The 17,179-nt window shown below is 32.3% G+C and carries 16 protein-coding genes; 15 read left to right on the forward strand and 1 reads right to left on the reverse strand.

The genetic code is table 11. From position 1 onward, the window contains the following. Positions 1 to 3: 3 nt before the first annotated feature. Positions 4 to 762 carry a DNA repair protein RecO gene (gene recO / locus SOJ_RS07590; RefSeq protein ID WP_002507482.1) on the forward strand — a complete coding sequence of 253 codons (759 nt, stop codon included), beginning with the start codon at positions 4 to 6 and terminating at the stop codon, positions 760 to 762. Positions 763 to 955: 193 nt separating this feature from the next. On the opposite strand, the gene SOJ_RS07595 is transcribed toward recO, so the two are convergent. After that, positions 956 to 2,347, reverse strand: coding sequence for a glycine--tRNA ligase (locus tag SOJ_RS07595; RefSeq protein WP_002507483.1), 1,392 nt, complete (start codon positions 2,345 to 2,347; stop codon positions 956 to 958). 345 nt (positions 2,348 to 2,692) lie between these two features. Here SOJ_RS07595 and SOJ_RS07600 point away from each other — a divergent pair, with 345 nt between their 5' ends. The 14 genes from SOJ_RS07600 (at position 2,693) to rpmG (ending at position 17,132) form a co-directional block, all read left to right on the forward strand. Further along, complete coding sequence (locus SOJ_RS07600; RefSeq protein WP_071561808.1) at positions 2,693 to 3,316, forward strand: helix-turn-helix transcriptional regulator; 624 nt, start codon at positions 2,693 to 2,695, stop codon at positions 3,314 to 3,316. Positions 3,317 to 3,330: 14 nt separating this feature from the next. Beyond that, positions 3,331 to 4,155, forward strand: a complete 825-nt coding sequence (locus SOJ_RS07605) for a pyruvate, water dikinase regulatory protein (protein WP_002507485.1) — start codon at positions 3,331 to 3,333, stop codon at positions 4,153 to 4,155. A 43-nt stretch (positions 4,156 to 4,198) separates the two neighbouring features. Continuing rightward, positions 4,199 to 5,983: a DNA primase gene (dnaG, locus tag SOJ_RS07610; RefSeq protein WP_002507486.1), complete on the forward strand. Its 1,785-nt coding sequence runs from the start codon at positions 4,199 to 4,201 to the stop codon at positions 5,981 to 5,983. 137 nt (positions 5,984 to 6,120) lie between these two features. Beyond that, complete coding sequence (gene rpoD, locus SOJ_RS07615) at positions 6,121 to 7,227, forward strand: RNA polymerase sigma factor RpoD (RefSeq protein ID WP_002507487.1); 1,107 nt, start codon at positions 6,121 to 6,123, stop codon at positions 7,225 to 7,227. A 67-nt stretch (positions 7,228 to 7,294) separates the two neighbouring features. Next, a complete protein-coding gene (locus tag SOJ_RS07620; protein ID WP_002507488.1) occupies positions 7,295 to 7,972 on the forward strand; it encodes a tRNA (adenine(22)-N(1))-methyltransferase in 678 nt (225 codons plus the stop codon). Beyond that, entirely contained in the window at positions 7,973 to 9,076 is a 1,104-nt protein-coding gene (locus tag SOJ_RS07625) for a Nif3-like dinuclear metal center hexameric protein (RefSeq protein ID WP_002507489.1), read from the forward strand. It abuts the gene before it with no gap. Positions 9,077 to 9,232: 156 nt separating this feature from the next. After that, the gene (locus SOJ_RS07630; RefSeq protein ID WP_002507490.1) at positions 9,233 to 10,573 is read left to right on the forward strand and encodes a DEAD/DEAH box helicase; all 1,341 of its coding nucleotides are present in this window, start codon (positions 9,233 to 9,235) and stop codon (positions 10,571 to 10,573) included. 9 nt (positions 10,574 to 10,582) lie between these two features. Further along, entirely contained in the window at positions 10,583 to 11,473 is an 891-nt protein-coding gene (locus SOJ_RS07635; protein WP_002507491.1) for a deoxyribonuclease IV, read from the forward strand. A 121-nt stretch (positions 11,474 to 11,594) separates the two neighbouring features. Beyond that, the gene (locus SOJ_RS07640; protein WP_002507492.1) at positions 11,595 to 12,368 is read left to right on the forward strand and encodes a metal ABC transporter ATP-binding protein; all 774 of its coding nucleotides are present in this window, start codon (positions 11,595 to 11,597) and stop codon (positions 12,366 to 12,368) included. Beyond that, positions 12,365 to 13,225 (forward strand): metal ABC transporter permease, encoded by an 861-nt coding sequence (locus SOJ_RS07645; protein ID WP_002507493.1) that lies wholly within the window; start codon positions 12,365 to 12,367, stop codon positions 13,223 to 13,225. Before SOJ_RS07640 ends, SOJ_RS07645 begins: the two co-directional genes overlap by 4 nt. Next, positions 13,215 to 13,628, forward strand: coding sequence for a Fur family transcriptional regulator (locus SOJ_RS07650; protein WP_002507494.1), 414 nt, complete (start codon positions 13,215 to 13,217; stop codon positions 13,626 to 13,628). The genes SOJ_RS07645 and SOJ_RS07650 overlap by 11 nt, the downstream gene beginning before the upstream one ends. Before the next feature lie 450 nt (positions 13,629 to 14,078). Next, a complete protein-coding gene (locus SOJ_RS07655; protein WP_002507495.1) occupies positions 14,079 to 14,678 on the forward strand; it encodes a superoxide dismutase in 600 nt (199 codons plus the stop codon). A gap of 122 nt (positions 14,679 to 14,800) precedes the next feature. Then, positions 14,801 to 16,852, forward strand: coding sequence for a peptidoglycan D,D-transpeptidase FtsI family protein (locus SOJ_RS07660; RefSeq protein WP_002507496.1), 2,052 nt, complete (start codon positions 14,801 to 14,803; stop codon positions 16,850 to 16,852). 130 nt (positions 16,853 to 16,982) lie between these two features. Then, complete coding sequence (rpmG, locus tag SOJ_RS07665) at positions 16,983 to 17,132, forward strand: 50S ribosomal protein L33 (RefSeq protein ID WP_002483181.1); 150 nt, start codon at positions 16,983 to 16,985, stop codon at positions 17,130 to 17,132. Positions 17,133 to 17,179: the final 47 nt, after the last annotated feature.

The raw sequence follows: 17,179 nt of genomic DNA on the forward strand, positions 1-17,179 counted from the left end.
AATGTGTTAATCAAGCAAAAAGGTATTATTATTAAAACGGTTGATTATGGCGAATCCGATAAAATTATCACAATTTTAAATGAACATGGTGCAAAAGTGCCGCTTATGGTACGAAGAGCTAAAAAAAGCAAAAGTGGTTTACAAGCTAATACACAATTATTTGTGTATGGCTTATTTATTTATTCTAAATGGAAGGGTATGGGAACACTGAGTTCTGTGGATGTAATAGACCAAAATTACAACCTTCGTTTAGACATTTATGAAAGTAGTTTTGCGAGTTTAAGTGCTGAAACAATTGACCGCTCGATTGAAAGTGATGAAATTTCTCAATATAGTTATGATTTATTACATTTTGTATTGTCGAAAATTAAAGACGGTGTATCTGCCCAACTCATGTCAGTCGTTGTTTTATTGAAATGTATGACAAAGTTTGGCTTTAATGCAATTTTTGATAAATGTGTAATCACAGATAATGACGATCAATCTCGTTTAATTGGTTATAGTTTTAAATTTGATGGTGCTATTTCTGCGAATGTGAGACATCAAGATCCACATGCATTCATTTTAATGAATAAAACTCTTTTTCTATTGGATATATTGCAAAAATTGCCAATTAGTCAAATGAGTTCTTTGAGTATTCATGATGATGTGGTAGATGAAATGTCAGAGTTAATGATTATGTTATATAGTGAATATGCAGGTATGTTTTTTAAAAGTCAAAAGTTAATTAACCAACTACATAGGTTAGATAGTAATCTTTAATGATTTGGGGTAATAGGGTAATAGAATAATGTATATTTCAAAAAAAGAGTGCATCTTGGATTTTAAATTCAAGGTGCACTCTTTTTATATTAATAATATGGATTATTTCAATTTTAATAATTAAGGCTGAGACATGTATTTTGTCTCAGCCTTAATTATTAGTTAAATCGTAGATGTATATTTTAAGAAAAGATTAGAATTTTACTTTTTCAGTTAAAAATGCTTCTAGTTCTGAAATTGGCATACGTACTTGTTCCATTGAATCACGGTCACGTACTGTAACTTGTTGATCTTCTAATGAATCAAAGTCAAATGTAATACAATAAGGTGTGCCGATTTCATCTTGACGACGGTAACGTTTACCAATAGATTGTGATTCGTCGAAATCTATTGCAAAGTTAGCACTTAGTTCTTCAAATATTTTGATAGCTTCGCCAGATAATTTTTTGCTTAAAGGTAAGATTGCCGCTTTATATGGCGCTAGAGCAGGGTGGAAGTGTAGTACAGTTCTAGAATCTTTACTTCCTTCAACGCCTTCCTCGTTGTATGCATCACATAAGAAAGCTAATGTAACACGGTCAGCACCTAATGAAGGTTCGATACAATATGGAATATATTTTTCGCCTGATTCTTGATCGTGGTATTGGAAATCTTCACCTGAATGTTCACTGTGTTGTTTCAAGTCGAAGTCTGTACGACTTGCAATTCCCCATAATTCACCCCAACCAAATGGGAAACGATATTCAATATCTGTTGTAGCATTAGAATAGTGAGATAATTCATCTGCGTCATGATCACGTAAACGTGTAGCTTCTTCGCTTAAGTTTAAATCTTTTAACCATTGACTTGCAAATGTTTTCCAGTAGTTATACCATTCAATTTCTTCACCAGGCTTACAGAAGAATTCTAATTCCATTTGTTCAAATTCACGTGTTCTGAAAATGAAGTTACCAGGTGTGATTTCGTTACGGAATGATTTACCAACTTGGCCAATACCAAATGGTAATTTCTTACGCATTGTACGTTGTACATTTTTATAGTTAACGAAAATACCTTGTGCAGTTTCTGGACGTAGGAAAATTTCATTTGTAGAACTTTCTGTTACACCTTGGAACGTTTTGAACATTAAGTTAAATTGACGAATATCAGTCCAATTGGCTGTACCACTTACAGAACAAACAATACCTTCTTCATCGATAATACGTTTCATTTCGTCAAAACTTAAGCCATCAGCTACAAAGTTTTCGTCGCCTTTAACATTTGCCATGTGATCTTCAATAATTTTGTCAGCACGATAACGAATCTTGCTGTCTTTGTTATCAATCATAGGATCATTAAAGTTACCTAAGTGACCTGAAGCTTCCCAAGTTTTTGGATTCATTAAAATAGCTGCATCAATACCAACGTTATAGGGTGATTGAGTAATGAATTTTTGCCACCAAGCTTTTTTAATATTATTTTTTAATTCTACACCAAGTGGACCGTAATCCCATGTATTTGATAAACCACCATAAATATCGCTACCAGGGAATACGAAACCTCTATGTTTCGCTAATGAGACAATTGTTTCCATATCTTTTGTCATAAAAAACTCTCCTTTTTAACATAAAAACGCCCCAAGACAAAGAAAAAGCCAAAAAAACTTAATCATTGTCTTGGGACGAGTTAATCATTTTAATCACATATAAAAAATACGTGCTTATTTAAATTATTCTTGATAACCCGCGGTTCCACCCAACTTAGTGTGTACACTCGCTTTTGTCTATCATTTAGTTGTGGCCAATAGTTCTTGTTAGGCTTTCACTATCCCCAACTCGCTTTAATTTCAATATTAATGTATTGTGCGTTTATTAGCAAGTAATTATATGTATTTGTAGCAATTAAAAATTCCATGTATAATTAAGAAGAATGAGTGAAGGGGTGAAGTCCAATAGAACTAAGTAAAAGACAACAGCAAATAGTTGAAATTGTCAAAAACAACGGTCCTATAACTGGCGAGCATATAGCAGAAAGACTTAGTTTGACACGTGCCACATTAAGACCTGACTTAGCTATTTTAACAATGTCCGGTATTTTAGAAGCTAGGCCACGTGTAGGTTATTATTATTCTGGTAAACCAAAGAATAAATTATTAGCTGATCAATTAAAACAATATATAGTAAAAGATTATGCATCACATCCTGTTGTGGTCAAAAATGAAATGTCAGTTTATGATGCAATATGTACAATATTTTTAGAAGATGTCAGTACATTATTCGTAATCAATAGTAATGGAGATTTTATTGGTGTTTGTTCACGTAAGGATTTATTACGAGCATCTATGATTGGTGAGGATATACACACTATGCCTGTAAATATTATTATGACACGCATGCCGAATTTAAGCTTTATTCTTGAAGATGAAAGAGTCGTTTTTGCAGCGAATTTAATGATTGAAAAAGAGATTGATTCGTTACCCATCGTAACAAAAAAAGAAAATGGCAAGTATGAAGTCAAAGGACGGATATCAAAAACTACAATTACAAAAATCTTTGTCTCATTATTAAACGAATAGGTGGTATTTAACTTATGGAAAATATAAAAATTATAGTCGCATCAGACTCGGTAGGAGAAACAGCCGAACTTGTTGCAAGAGCATGTATTTCACAATTTAATCCAAATCAATGCGATAGTGAAATTAATAGATATCCATATATTGAGGCTTTAGAAAACGTAGATGAAGTTATCCAAGTAGCTAAAGATACAGAAGCTATTGTTGTTTACACACTAGTTAAACCGGAAATAAGAAAATATATGGAAGCAAAAATTAAAGAGTATGAAATCAAATCTGTAGATATCATGGGACCATTGATGAATATTCTCTTAGATAAAATTGATGAACAGCCTTATTTCGAACCAGGTTTAGTACATCAATTAGATGAGGCTTACTTCAAAAAAATTGATGCAATTGAATTTGCCGTAAAATACGATGATGGTAAAGATCCTAAAGGCTTATCAAAAGCAGATATCGTATTACTAGGGATTTCTAGAACGTCAAAAACCCCACTTTCACAATATCTTGCACATAAAAGTTATAAAGTGATGAATATACCTATTGTCCCAGAAGTAACACCACCAGACGACTTATTTGGTGTTGATCCATCAAAATGCATTGCCTTAAAAATAAGTGAAGAAAAGCTAAACCGTATTCGTAAAGAACGTTTGAAACAACTCGGTTTAGGTGACAGTGCAAGATATGCGACTGAACAACGTATTGAAGAAGAATTAAATTACTTCCATGAACTTGTGGATAAGATAGGTTGTCCAGTTATTGATGTTTCTGATAAAGCGATAGAAGAAACTGCAAATGATATTATTAGCATTATTGAGCAAAATAGTTTCAAAAATCAATGAAAAAAGCTATAATATTGTAATTAATGTCTAATAGGTGATTAAGTTGCGAATAGAACAATCCACAATAAATGAAATAAAAGATAAGACTGACATACTCGACTTAGTTAGCGAGTATGTCAAATTAGAAAAAAGGGGACGCAATTATATTGGTTTGTGTCCTTTTCATGATGAAAAAACACCGTCATTTACAGTGTCAGAAGATAAACAAATTTGTCATTGCTTTGGTTGTAAAAAAGGTGGTAATGTTTTTCAGTTTACTCAAGAAATAAAAGATATATCTTTTACAGAAGCAGTAAAAGAATTAGGTGAACGTGTAAATATTGAAGTTGAAACTGACCAAAGTGCTTCAGGGCAAGATGATACACACCAAGTCGCATCTGAAGATTTGCAAATGATTGAAATGCATGAACTTATGCAAGAATATTATCACTATGCATTGAAGAAAACAGTTGAAGGTGAAGCAGCTTTAACTTATTTAAAAGAACGTGGCTTTACAGATGCATTAATTGATGCCAGAAAAATTGGTTATGCACCAAAGAATTCTCATTTTTGCCATGATTTTTTACAAAAGAAAGGGTACGACATTCAATTAGCCTATGAAGCGGGTTTATTGTCAAGAAATGAAGAGAACTTTAGTTACTATGATCGCTTTCGAGATCGAGTTATGTTTCCACTGATGAACGCTCAAGGTAGAACTGTAGGGTATTCCGGTAGAACTTATACAAATCAAGAGCCCAAATATCTTAATAGTCCTGAAACGCCCATCTTTCAGAAACGAAGATTGTTATACAATGTTGATAAGGCGCGAAAATCGATAAGAAAAAATGATGAAATTATATTATTAGAAGGATTTATGGATGTCATTAAAGTTGATCAAGCTGGAATCAAACAAGTCGTTGCCAGCATGGGTACACAAATTTCACAAGAACATATTGCCTTCATCAAGAAACTCACATCTAATGTAACTTTAATGTTTGATGGTGACTTTGCAGGTAGTGAAGCAACATTAAAATCAGGCCAAGCATTATTGGAACAAGGATTTAATGTATTTGTGGTCCAACTCCCAAAAGATATGGATCCAGATGAATATATTGGTAAACACGGCGCCGATGCATTTAACTATTATGTAGAACATGAAAAGAAATCATATATTTTATATAAAGTGCATATACATCAAGATGAAATAGACAATAATGATTTATCTTATGAAAGATATTTAAAAGAGATAACGAATGATATATCACTCATGAAGTCATCAATACTTCGTAAAAAGATATTGCAAGAAGTATCGGAATTGTTTAAAGTTAGCTTGGATAGTCTAAATAATGAAGTAGGACACCAACAAGATTATTATCAACCTCAATCCTACCAATTACCAACAGTCCCACAATTTAATAACTTAAACAAAAACGAAAAAGCAGAACGTGCTTTATTAAAACATTTTATGAATGATAAAGACACTTTCTTGAATTATCACAAATTACTTCAAGTAGAAGACTTTACAAATGAGTATTTTAAGCGTATATTTAATGTTTTACACCAGTTTTACTCTGAGCATGATACATTTAATATTAGTGACGTTTTACAGTACATTGATTCCAATGAAATCAAGGAAGCATTTATATCATTAGATAACTATATGATAAATGAAGAACCATTTGAATATGAAATTGATGACTATGTAAATACACTAACATCTAATAGAAATGAAGAAACGATAGAATCGCTTAATCATAAGCTACGGGAGGCTTCGAGGTTAGGTGATTTAGAATTGCAAAAATATTATTTAGAAAAAATTGTAAATCATAATAAAAATAGGATGAATTAATTCAATAATGAATGTATGTGTATATTAATAGGATTAACAGCCTGTATACTAGAATGTTATTTTAATTCAGTTTTATAAATTTTGACTATAAAATATTTTGGTATCAAGTTGATATTATATATTCGGGAGGCCTTTTCATGTCTGGAAATAAAGTTAAAGTTAAAAAGCAAACCATCGACCCATCTCTAACTTTAGAAGATGTAAAAAAACAATTGATTGAAAAAGGTAAAAAGCAAGGACACTTGAGTCATGAAGAAATTGCTGAAAAAATGCAAAACTTCGAAATGGATTCTGATCAAATGGACGAACTTTTTGACCAATTAACAGATAATGATATAAGTTTAGTTAATGAAAAAGATAGTTCAGACAAAGATTCAAAATTAAATCCAAATGATTTAAGTGCACCTCCAGGTGTCAAAATAAATGATCCAGTCCGTATGTATTTAAAAGAAATCGGACGAGTAAATTTATTAAACGCACAAGAAGAAGTTGAATTGGCTAAAAGAATTGAAAAAGGCGATGAAGTTGCTAAATCACGTTTAGCTGAAGCGAATTTACGTCTTGTAGTAAGTATAGCCAAAAGATACGTAGGACGCGGTATGCTGTTTCTTGACCTGATACAAGAAGGTAATATGGGACTTATTAAAGCCGTGGAAAAATTCGATTTCAATAAAGGCTTCAAATTCTCAACATATGCAACATGGTGGATACGTCAAGCTATCACGCGTGCGATTGCTGACCAAGCACGTACGATTCGTATTCCGGTTCACATGGTTGAAACAATTAATAAATTAATTCGTGTGCAAAGACAATTATTACAAGATTTAGGCCGTGATCCAGCACCAGAAGAAATTGGTGAAGAAATGGATTTACCACCTGAAAAAGTAAGAGAAATACTGAAAATAGCTCAAGAGCCAGTTTCCTTAGAAACACCTATTGGTGAAGAAGATGACAGTCATTTAGGTGACTTCATAGAAGACCAAGAAGCCCAAAGCCCATCAGATCATGCAGCTTATGAGTTGTTAAAAGAACAGTTAGAAGATGTATTAGATACACTAACTGACCGTGAAGAAAATGTATTACGTTTACGTTTTGGATTAGATGACGGTAGAACTCGTACATTAGAAGAAGTTGGTAAAGTGTTTGGTGTAACTAGAGAACGTATTCGTCAAATCGAAGCTAAGGCACTTAGAAAATTAAGACACCCAAGCAGAAGTAAACGTCTAAAAGACTTTATGGACTAACTTTTTAGCTCTTTTGTACAACGATGTACAAAAGAGCTTTTTACATATATATAGAGGAGAACTTTTTATGATTACATTAAATCAAAGATTAAAAAAAGTAAGTACTTATATACAAGGCGATTGTCTAGCGGACATCGGTTCGGACCATGCATATTTACCAATTTTTGCAATTGAAAACAACTTAACGCAAAAGGCAATTGCTGGTGAAGTGATCAAAGGACCTTTTGAAGCATCAAAGCGCAATGTCATTGATCAACAACTAAATTCAGTTATTGATGTTAGATTCGGTGATGGTTTATCTGTCATACAAAATAGTGATGATATTTCATCGATTACTATTTGTGGTATGGGCGGGCCTTTAATTGCTAAAATACTGGATGAGGGTTCTGAAAAATTAACAAATCAACCAAGACTGATTTTGCAAAGTAACATCCAATCTGGTGCCATACGAAAACAACTTGTGAAAATGAATTACAATATTATAGCTGAGGATATATTAGAAGAAAAAGGTCATATATATGAAATTATTGTTGCAGATTATTTAGAAGATGTTGAACCGTTATCATCACAAGCATTAAAATTTGGTCCTGAATTATTGAAAAATAAAAATAATTTATTTTTCAAAAAATGGGAACGCGAACGCGATGCATTATATAAAATACAACAGAATTTAAATCCACAACATCACGCCGAACGCTTAAATGAAATCAATAATGAAATTAATTTAATTAATGAGGTGATATAAATGAATATCGAACAATTACTTCGCATTATTAATAAGCATGTACCATTGAATACGGCTGAATCATGGGATAATGTAGGCTTACTTATTGGTGATACATCTTCTACAGTTACAGGCGTTTTGACTGCGCTTGACTGTACTGATGATGTAGTTGAGGAAGCAATGACGAATCAATGTAATACAATAGTTTGTCATCACCCGCTTATATTTAAAGGGGTTAAAAACATTACACAACAAGATGGCTATGGTGCTATCATACGTAAGTTAATTCAAAACAACATTAATCTAATTGCCTTGCATACAAATTTAGATGTTTATCCAAAAGGTGTTAATGCGATGCTCGCTAATAAAATCGAATTACACAATCAACATATTTTAAACCCAGAAACAATTCCATATTTTAAAGTCCAAGTATTTATTCCAAAAGTAAATTTAGAGACTTTCAAAAAACGTCTGAGTGAAGCAGAATTAGCACAAGAAGGCGAATATGAATATTGCTTCTTTGAAAGCCCAGGTAACGGACAATTTAAACCTGTAGGTCATGCAAATCCACATATTGGAGAATTAGGTTCTGTAGAACATGTTGAAGAGTATAAATTAGAATTTATGATAGAAGCCAATCAACGCGATTTAACGCAACAATTAATCACGCAACATCATCCATATGAAACACCTGTCTATGATTTTATAAAAATGGAAAAAGAATCAAATTATGGTTTAGGTATGATTGGTGAACTTAAAGCATCTATGTCAGCAGATTCATTTGTGAAGCACGTTAAAACACAATTGCATATGCCTAGTGTTCGATTTACTGGTGACTTAAACTCACAGGTTAAAACGGTTGCTGTAATTGGTGGCTCCGGTATTGGTTTTGAGTATGCTGCAGCTAAAAAAGGCGCAGATATATTTGTAACTGGAGATATTAAGCATCATGATGCTTTAGACGCTAAAATTGCAGGTATTAATTTATTAGATATTAACCATTATAGCGAATATGTGATGAAAGATGGGTTGCGTCAACTTTTAATTACATGGTTAGACGATGAAGAAATTGATTTCAACATAAATGCATCTCAATTAAATACAGACCCATTTGAATATATATAATACGTGAATAACTCGAATTTACTTATGACAGGTAGGTTCGAGTTATTATTATTTACAACGAATGAATGCGATATGCAATATGATTAAATAATTTAGTTCAAAATTATAAGCTAATGCTTTATAATAGATAAGATGAAGATTTAAGGAGGCCAAGACATGGCGAATCACCCATTTGAGAAATTTAATTTAGAACCAAGTCTATTAGACGCTGTGAAGGATTTGAATTTTACTCAACCAACTGAAATACAAAGTCGAGTAATTCCAAAAATAATGAAGCAGGTAAATTTAATAGGTCAATCACAGACTGGTACAGGAAAGTCACATGCATTTTTATTACCACTAATGAATGCAATCAATACAGAATATAAAGAACCACAAGCAATTATCGTAGCCCCTACAAGAGAGCTAGCACAACAATTATTTGATGTAGCTAGTCACTTAGCCAAATTTAAAAACGAAGTCTCTGTAAAGCTATTTATTGGTGGTACAGATATAGAAAAAGACCGTAATAGAGCGAAAAACCAACCACAACTTGTTATTGGTACGCCAACACGCATAAATGATTTAGCTAAAAATGGGGATTTACATGTTCATTTAGCTTCTTATTTGGTTATTGATGAAGCAGATTTAATGATTGATTTAGGTTTAATCGAAGAAGTAGATTATGTGGCTACAAGATTAGATGAAAATGCGCATATTGCAGTTTTCAGTGCCACTATACCAAAATCATTGCACCCATTTTTAAACAAATACTTAGAAAATCCCGAGTATGTTGAAATCGAAAATACTCAAAAAAATAAAAAGAATATAGAGTTCTATTTAATTCCAACAAAAGGTGAAGCGAAAGTTGAAAAAACCTTAAAACTTATTGATATTTTAAATCCCTATCTATGTATTATTTTCTGTAATAGTCGCGATAGTGCAGACGAATTAGCAAAACAATTATCTGCGTCTGGATTGAAATTAGGGATGATTCATGGTGGTTTAACACCAAGAGAACGTAAACAACAAATGAAACGTGTTAGAAACTTAGAATTCCAATTTGTTATAGCGAGTGACTTAGCTTCACGTGGTATAGACATAGATGGCGTGAGCCATGTAATTAACTTTGATGTGCCAAGAGATATTGATTTCTTTACCCATCGTGTTGGACGTACTGGACGTGGTCAATATAAAGGTGTCGCAATTACATTATATAGTCCGGATGAAGAAGAAAATGTTACTTTGATTGAACAACGTGGTTATGAATTTGAAAATGTCGACATCAAAGATGGTGAATTAAAAGCTGTAAAAGCACACAATACCCGTCGAAAACGTAGAAATAAAGATGATCATTTAACAAATGAATTAAAACATAAAGTAAAAAGTAATAAGAAAAAAGTTAAACCTGGTTATAAAAAGAAATTCAAACGTGATTTAGATGATTTAAAATTAAAAGAACGTAAACAATATAGTAAACAACAAAGTCGACAACAAAGGAAAAATAAAAAAGGATAGGTGACTACTATGTTATTGGGATCTCATGTATCTATGAATGGTAAAAAAATGTTAGAAGGTTCAGCAGAAGAAGCATATAAATTAGGCGAATCTACTTTTATGATTTACACAGGTGCGCCTCAAAACACTAGAAGAAAGCCCATCGAAGAATTAAATATTGAAAAAGGTCATGAAATTATGGAACAACATGGCCTTTCAAATATTGTTGTTCATGCGCCATATATTATTAATATTGCTAATACTATAAAACCACATGTTTTTGATTTAGGTGTGGAATTCTTACAAAGTGAAATTGAACGTACACAAGCGTTGGGTGCAAAAGATATTGTACTTCACCCTGGGTCACATGTGGGTGAAGGCGCTGACGTAGGTATTAAAAAAATTATTGAAGGCCTTAACGAAGTGCTAACTAATGATAATAATGTAAGAATCGCATTAGAAACAATGGCCGGTAAGGGTTCAGAAATCGGAAGAAATTTTGAAGAAATAGCTCGAATTATTGATGGCGTCAATCATAATGAAAGATTATCAGTGTGTTTTGACACTTGCCATACGCACGATGCAGGTTACAATGTTAAAGAAGATTTTGATGGTGTACTAAATGAATTTGATAAAATAGTTGGTGTGGATAGAATTAAAGTTGTTCACGTGAATGATAGTAAAAACGATATTGGCGCTCATAAAGATAGACACGAAAACATTGGTTTTGGTTATATCGGATTTGACGCTTTAAATTACATCGTTCATCATGATACTTTTAAAGACGTTCCTAAGATTTTAGAAACGCCTTTCGTAGGGGAAGATAAGAAAAGTAAAAAGCCACCTTACAAACTTGAGATTGAAATGTTAAAGCAACAACAATTTGATCCTGAATTGCAAAACAAACTTTTAAATCAATAAAATTAATATGAAGCACGAACACTTTTTATAAATAAAAAGTGTTCGTTTTTTTTGATAAGTCGTAAAGATTACTATTTACATAATGACATCTACGTTGTATAGTATAAAACGAGGTGAAAACATGTCTACGCCAGTATTCGAATTAAAAAATATTGATTATTATTTTGACAATAAACAAGTACTTGAAAATATAAATATCAAAATTAATCGTGGGGAGTTTCTAGCAATCGTAGGCCCAAATGGGGCAGGTAAATCAACTTTGCTAAAAATTATACTTGGATTATTGCCTATACAAAAAGGACAAATTTATGTTGATGGTAAAGATTACAATGGAAAACAATCTATGCTAAAAATCAGTTATGTTTCCCAGAAAGCGCAAGCTTTTAAAGCTGGGTTTCCAGCAAGCGTTAAAGAGGTCGTAATTAGTGGACTAACTAAACGTAAAAAAATGATTCAATGGTTTAATAAAATCGATGAAGGAAAAGTGAAAAAAGTATTACAAAGATTGAATATTGAACACTTGATAGATAAAAACATAGCTGAGCTCTCAGGAGGACAACAGCAACGTGTATTAATAGCTAGAGCATTAATTAGCGAGCCATCAGTGTTGATATTAGATGAACCTACAAGTGGTATCGATGCCAAGCATGTAAGTGAATTTTATGAAACACTAGAAACACTTAAACATGAAGGTGTAACAATAATTTTAGTGACACATGATATAGGTGTTGTTGCTGATACAGCTACTGAAGTAGCGTGTTTGAATAAGCATTTACATTTTCATGGTTCTACTGAAGATTTCAAATCACTGGATGAAGTTGAAATATCGAAAATATATGGACACCCTATCCAATTTGTAGATCACCAGCATAGTAGGGAGTGTTGTTCATCATGATAGAAGCATTACTTAATTTTGATTTCATGCGATACTCCTTAATTAGTGGTGTACTTATTGGTCTTATTGCACCATTAATCGGTGCTTTTATTGTTGTACGAAGGTTATCACTTATTGCTGATGCATTAAGTCATGTCACTTTAGGTGGTATTTCATTTGGTATGTTTGTCATTACAATTATACCAGCCTTCACATTTATAAATCCTATGTGGTTTGGTATTCTTTTTGCTATTATAGGAGCACTATTAATTGAAAACCTTAGATCTTCTTACAGTAATTATCAAGAAATTGCGATTCCTATCATTATGAGTGCAGGTATAGCACTGAGTGCGATTTTTATATCTCTTGCCGATGGTTTTAATCAAGAGATTGTTGGTTTACTCTTTGGTTCGATTAGTGCAGTAACTGAAAGTGATCTAGTTACTATTATCGTTATTGTGATCATTGTGATTACCTTTATATTATCTTTTTATAAAGAATTATTTATATTGTCATTTGATGAGGAGTACAGTAAAGTCATTGGCATTCCTAAATGGATACAGTTTCTATTTATAATTATTGTGGCTATGGTCATATCAGCTTCAATGCGTGTTGTAGGCATCTTATTGGTAAGTGCATTAATCACATTACCTGTAGCTATCGCAATGCGCATGACGAAAGGTTTTAAACAGTTAATCATCTTAAGTGTTGTTATTGGAGAACTGTCAGTTATCAGTGGATTGGTCTTAGCGTTTTATATGAACATTTCTCCTGGTGGTGTGATTGTAGTATTACTAGTGCTTATTCTCGCAATAACGATGATGTATCAGAAATTTAAAATAAGAGCGGTAAAAGGGGCTGTTAAAAATGAAAACTGAAGAAGCTATTGACATAATCAAAGCAAACGGTCATAAATATACAAACAAAAGACGAGAAATGGTAGATATTTTTGTTGCTGAAGATAAATATATTAATGCAAAGCATATTCAACAAAAAATGGATGAAAATTATCCTGGTATTTCTTTTGATACAATATATCGAAACCTACACCTTTTTAAAGATTTAGGAATTGTGGAAGGTACAGAACTTGATGGAGAAATGAAATTTAGGATCGCTTGTACAGATCATCACCATCATCATTTTATTTGCGAATCATGCGGTGATACTAAAGTGATTGATTTTTGCCCAATTGAACAAATTAAAGCTTTTCTACCACAAGTAGATATTCATACACATAAATTAGAGGTTTATGGTGTTTGTGAATTATGCCAAAAAGCTTAAGTTCTTTTCAACTAAGCGCAGAACATATAAAATAAGCCGACGTTCATAAACACGTTTGGCTTATTTTTATGTTTAAAATTAACAGATTAAGCTGTTTTATATAAATGTAATGGACTACTTATTTAAGTACTAAGTAAACATGCATGAATAAGTTGTATAATAGATAAGTACACAAAAACCTTTCTTTACAACTTGTAAATCACCACAAAATAATTCTTTCTACTAAAAATGAGATAATTAAGCATAGGTCATTAGTATGAATTAAATTGAATTTTTAAAATAGTTCGTCAAATATGTTTAAATAGGTCTGATTTGAGATATACTAATAAAGGAACTAAAGATGACAAATATTATTTTATGACTATTAATTGCTTCCACAAGCATATTAATTGTTGTCATTAATATAACTTGTTATGCTTTATTTAAGATTAATTAGGAGGATGATTATTTATGGCTTTTGAATTACCAAACTTACCTTATGGTTTTGATGCATTGGAACCACACATTGATCAACAAACAATGGAGATTCACCATGACAAACACCATAACACTTATGTAACTAAATTAAACGCAGCAGTTGAAGGAACTGATTTAGAATCTAAATCAATCGAAGAAATTGTTGCAAACTTAGACAGTGTACCAGAAAACATTCAAACAGCTGTTCGCAATAATGGTGGAGGACACTTAAACCATTCATTATTCTGGGAATTATTAACTCCAAACTCTGAAGAAAAAGGTACTGTTGTTGATAAAATTAAAGAACAATGGGGTTCTTTAGATGCATTCAAAGAAGAGTTTGCTAACCAAGCTGCAGCACGTTTCGGTTCAGGTTGGGCATGGCTAGTTGTAAACGATGGTAAATTGGAAATCGTTACTACACCTAATCAAGATAACCCATTAACTGAAGGTAAAACACCTATCCTAGGCTTAGATGTTTGGGAACATGCTTATTACCTTAAATACCAAAACAAACGTCCAGACTATATTAGTGCTTTCTGGAACGTTGTAAATTGGGAAAAAGTTGACGAATTATATAGCGCTGCTAAATAATTAAACAGTCGATTATGACGGCCTTTTCGAAGGTCGTCATTTTTTTTAACTAAAATAATAGAAATATTGTCTGATTTCATATATCATTTGTAGTGAGAACTTTTGAATAGAGGTATGTTGTTTTGCTAAAAAGACTAAAAGAAAAATCAAATGATGAAAAGATTAGAAATACAATGAATAAAAGAATTAGTTTTGTTTTTGGTGTTATTGTATTCATTTTCGCAGTAATTGTTTTAAGATTGGGCTATTTACAAATTGCTGAAGGATCTCATTATGAGCAACTTATTAAAAATAGTGAAAATTTAACTGTTAATGAAGCTGTGCCAAGAGGCCGAATTTTAGATAGAAATGGTAAAGTTCTCATTGATAATGCATCTAAAAAGGCGATTACATATGCAAGAGGCAGAAAAACATCCCAATCAGAAGTTTTAAAAATTGCTAAAGACTTGTCTCGCTTAATTGAAATGGATACAGATAAAATTACAGATAGAGACAAGCAAGATTATTGGATTCAAATTCACCCTAATAAAGCTGAAGATTTGATGAAAGAAGAGCAAGCGTTATTAGAAGATGGCAGTATTTCTCAAGATGACTATGATGAAGCATTATATAAAAAGATTGGTGCTAAACAAACCGATACATTAACTGATGAAGATTTGCAGATACTATCTATTTATAGAGAAATGATGTCTGGATCAGCTTTAGATCCACAAATGATTAAAAACGAAGACGTTAGTGACGAAGAATATGCAGCAGTATCTCAAAAATTATCAGAATTGCCAGGAGTCAATACTACAATGGATTGGGATAGAAAATACCCATATGATGATACCTTGAGAGGTATATTTGGTGACGTTTCTACAAGTGAAGAAGGCATACCAAAAGAATTAACAGAAAAGTATTTATCTAAAGGGTATTCACGTAATGATCGAGTAGGTAAATCTTATTTAGAATATCAATATGATGACATTCTAAAAGGTAAGAAGAAAGAAATGAAATATACTACAGATAAATCTGGAGATGTTATTGACTCGAAAGTTATAAATCCAGGCTCACGTGGTGATGATTTAGTTCTTAGTATTGATATAGAACTCCAGAAAAAAACTGAAGAGTATCTAGAAAAACAAATTTACAAATTGCGCAGTGAAGGTGCTAAAGATATGGATAATGCAATGATTGTAGTCCAAAATCCAAACAATGGCGATATCTTAGCAATGGCAGGTAAACAAATTGATAAGAATGGTGATTTAACAGATTATGATATCGGTACATTTACTTCACAATATGCAGTAGGTTCTTCTATAAAAGGTGGTACACTGTTAGCCGGATACCAAAACGATGCAATTGATGTAGGCGATGAGATGGTCGACCAACCATTAGAATTTGCTGGCGGACTTAAGAAAAGTTCTTACTTTAATCAAGATGGTAAAGTGACTATTGATGATAAAGAAGCATTGATGCATTCTTCTAACGTTTATATGTTTAAAACAGCATTGAAAATCGCTGGATCTGCTTATACACCAAATATGACATTGCCATCAGATATTTCAGAAGCAGGTCAAAAATTACGTAAAGGTTTAAACCAAGTTGGATTAGGCGTTAAAACAGGTATTGATTTACCTAATGAGACAAGTGGACAAATTGAACCATTAACTGATAATCCAGGTAACTTTTTAGATTTAGCAATTGGTCAGTACGACACATATACACCGTTACAATTATCACAATACGTTTCTACCATTGCTAATGATGGCTATAGAGTACAACCGCATATCGGTTTGGAAGTAAGAGATTCTACTAATAAAGACACTCTTGGTCCAGTAAAAGAGAAATTCAAAGGTGATGTACTTAATAAGGTTAATAACACTGAAGAGGAAGTTAACCAAGTGCAAGAAGGATTTGAAATGGCCTTTAATGAAGAGGAAGGAACAGGCTATGAAAGCTTTAATGATACTGAAGTGCCTTCTGCAGGTAAAACAGGAACAGCAGAAGTATTCCAAGATGGCGATCCTAAAGTAAATGCAACATATGTTGGCTATGCACCAATTGAAAATCCACAATTAGCATTTTCAATCGTATATACCAACCAACCTGTACCTGAACCTTGGTTAAACGGCGGAGATTTAGGTAAAGATGTTATAAATTATTATTTTAAAGAAAAAGACAAAGATTAAATCATTTTAAGGTACTATTTATTAAAAATACCGACATAGTGGTGTTTATTGAAAAATTAATACTTTTCAATTTTATAACTAAATGGTATGATTAGTAGGTCGTATTTTGAAAAGGTAAGGAGGAATTAGCATGCGCGTAAACGTAACTCTAGCTTGTACTGAATGTGGAGAAAGAAACTACATTACTACAAAAAATAAACGTACTAATCCTGAACGTATAGAAATGAAAAAACATTGTGCTCGTGACAACAAACACACTATGCACCGTGAAACAAAATAATTTATATTTTGAACCAGATTCTTTTATTAGAATCTGGTTATTTTTTT

This window comes from Staphylococcus sp. OJ82 (assembly GCF_000294465.1).
In the GTDB taxonomy this organism is placed as follows: domain Bacteria; phylum Bacillota; class Bacilli; order Staphylococcales; family Staphylococcaceae; genus Staphylococcus; species Staphylococcus equorum.

Bases quoted from the DNA above. Each gene is read 5' to 3' on its own strand.
- SOJ_RS07595 (WP_002507483.1), bottom strand. From the start codon at position 2,347: ATGACAAAAGATATGGAAACAATTGTCTCATTAGCGAAACATAGAGGT.
- SOJ_RS07605 (WP_002507485.1), top strand. From the start codon at position 3,331: ATGGAAAATATAAAAATTATAGTCGCATCAGACTCGGTAGGAGAAACA.
- rpoD (WP_002507487.1), top strand. From the start codon at position 6,121: ATGTCTGGAAATAAAGTTAAAGTTAAAAAGCAAACCATCGACCCATCT.
- SOJ_RS07620 (WP_002507488.1), top strand. From the start codon at position 7,295: ATGATTACATTAAATCAAAGATTAAAAAAAGTAAGTACTTATATACAA.
- SOJ_RS07625 (WP_002507489.1), top strand. From the start codon at position 7,973: ATGAATATCGAACAATTACTTCGCATTATTAATAAGCATGTACCATTG.
- SOJ_RS07630 (WP_002507490.1), top strand. From the start codon at position 9,233: ATGGCGAATCACCCATTTGAGAAATTTAATTTAGAACCAAGTCTATTA.
- SOJ_RS07635 (WP_002507491.1), top strand. From the start codon at position 10,583: ATGTTATTGGGATCTCATGTATCTATGAATGGTAAAAAAATGTTAGAA.
- SOJ_RS07640 (WP_002507492.1), top strand. From the start codon at position 11,595: ATGTCTACGCCAGTATTCGAATTAAAAAATATTGATTATTATTTTGAC.
- SOJ_RS07645 (WP_002507493.1), top strand. From the start codon at position 12,365: ATGATAGAAGCATTACTTAATTTTGATTTCATGCGATACTCCTTAATT.
- SOJ_RS07650 (WP_002507494.1), top strand. From the start codon at position 13,215: ATGAAAACTGAAGAAGCTATTGACATAATCAAAGCAAACGGTCATAAA.
- SOJ_RS07655 (WP_002507495.1), top strand. From the start codon at position 14,079: ATGGCTTTTGAATTACCAAACTTACCTTATGGTTTTGATGCATTGGAA.
- rpmG (WP_002483181.1), top strand. From the start codon at position 16,983: ATGCGCGTAAACGTAACTCTAGCTTGTACTGAATGTGGAGAAAGAAAC.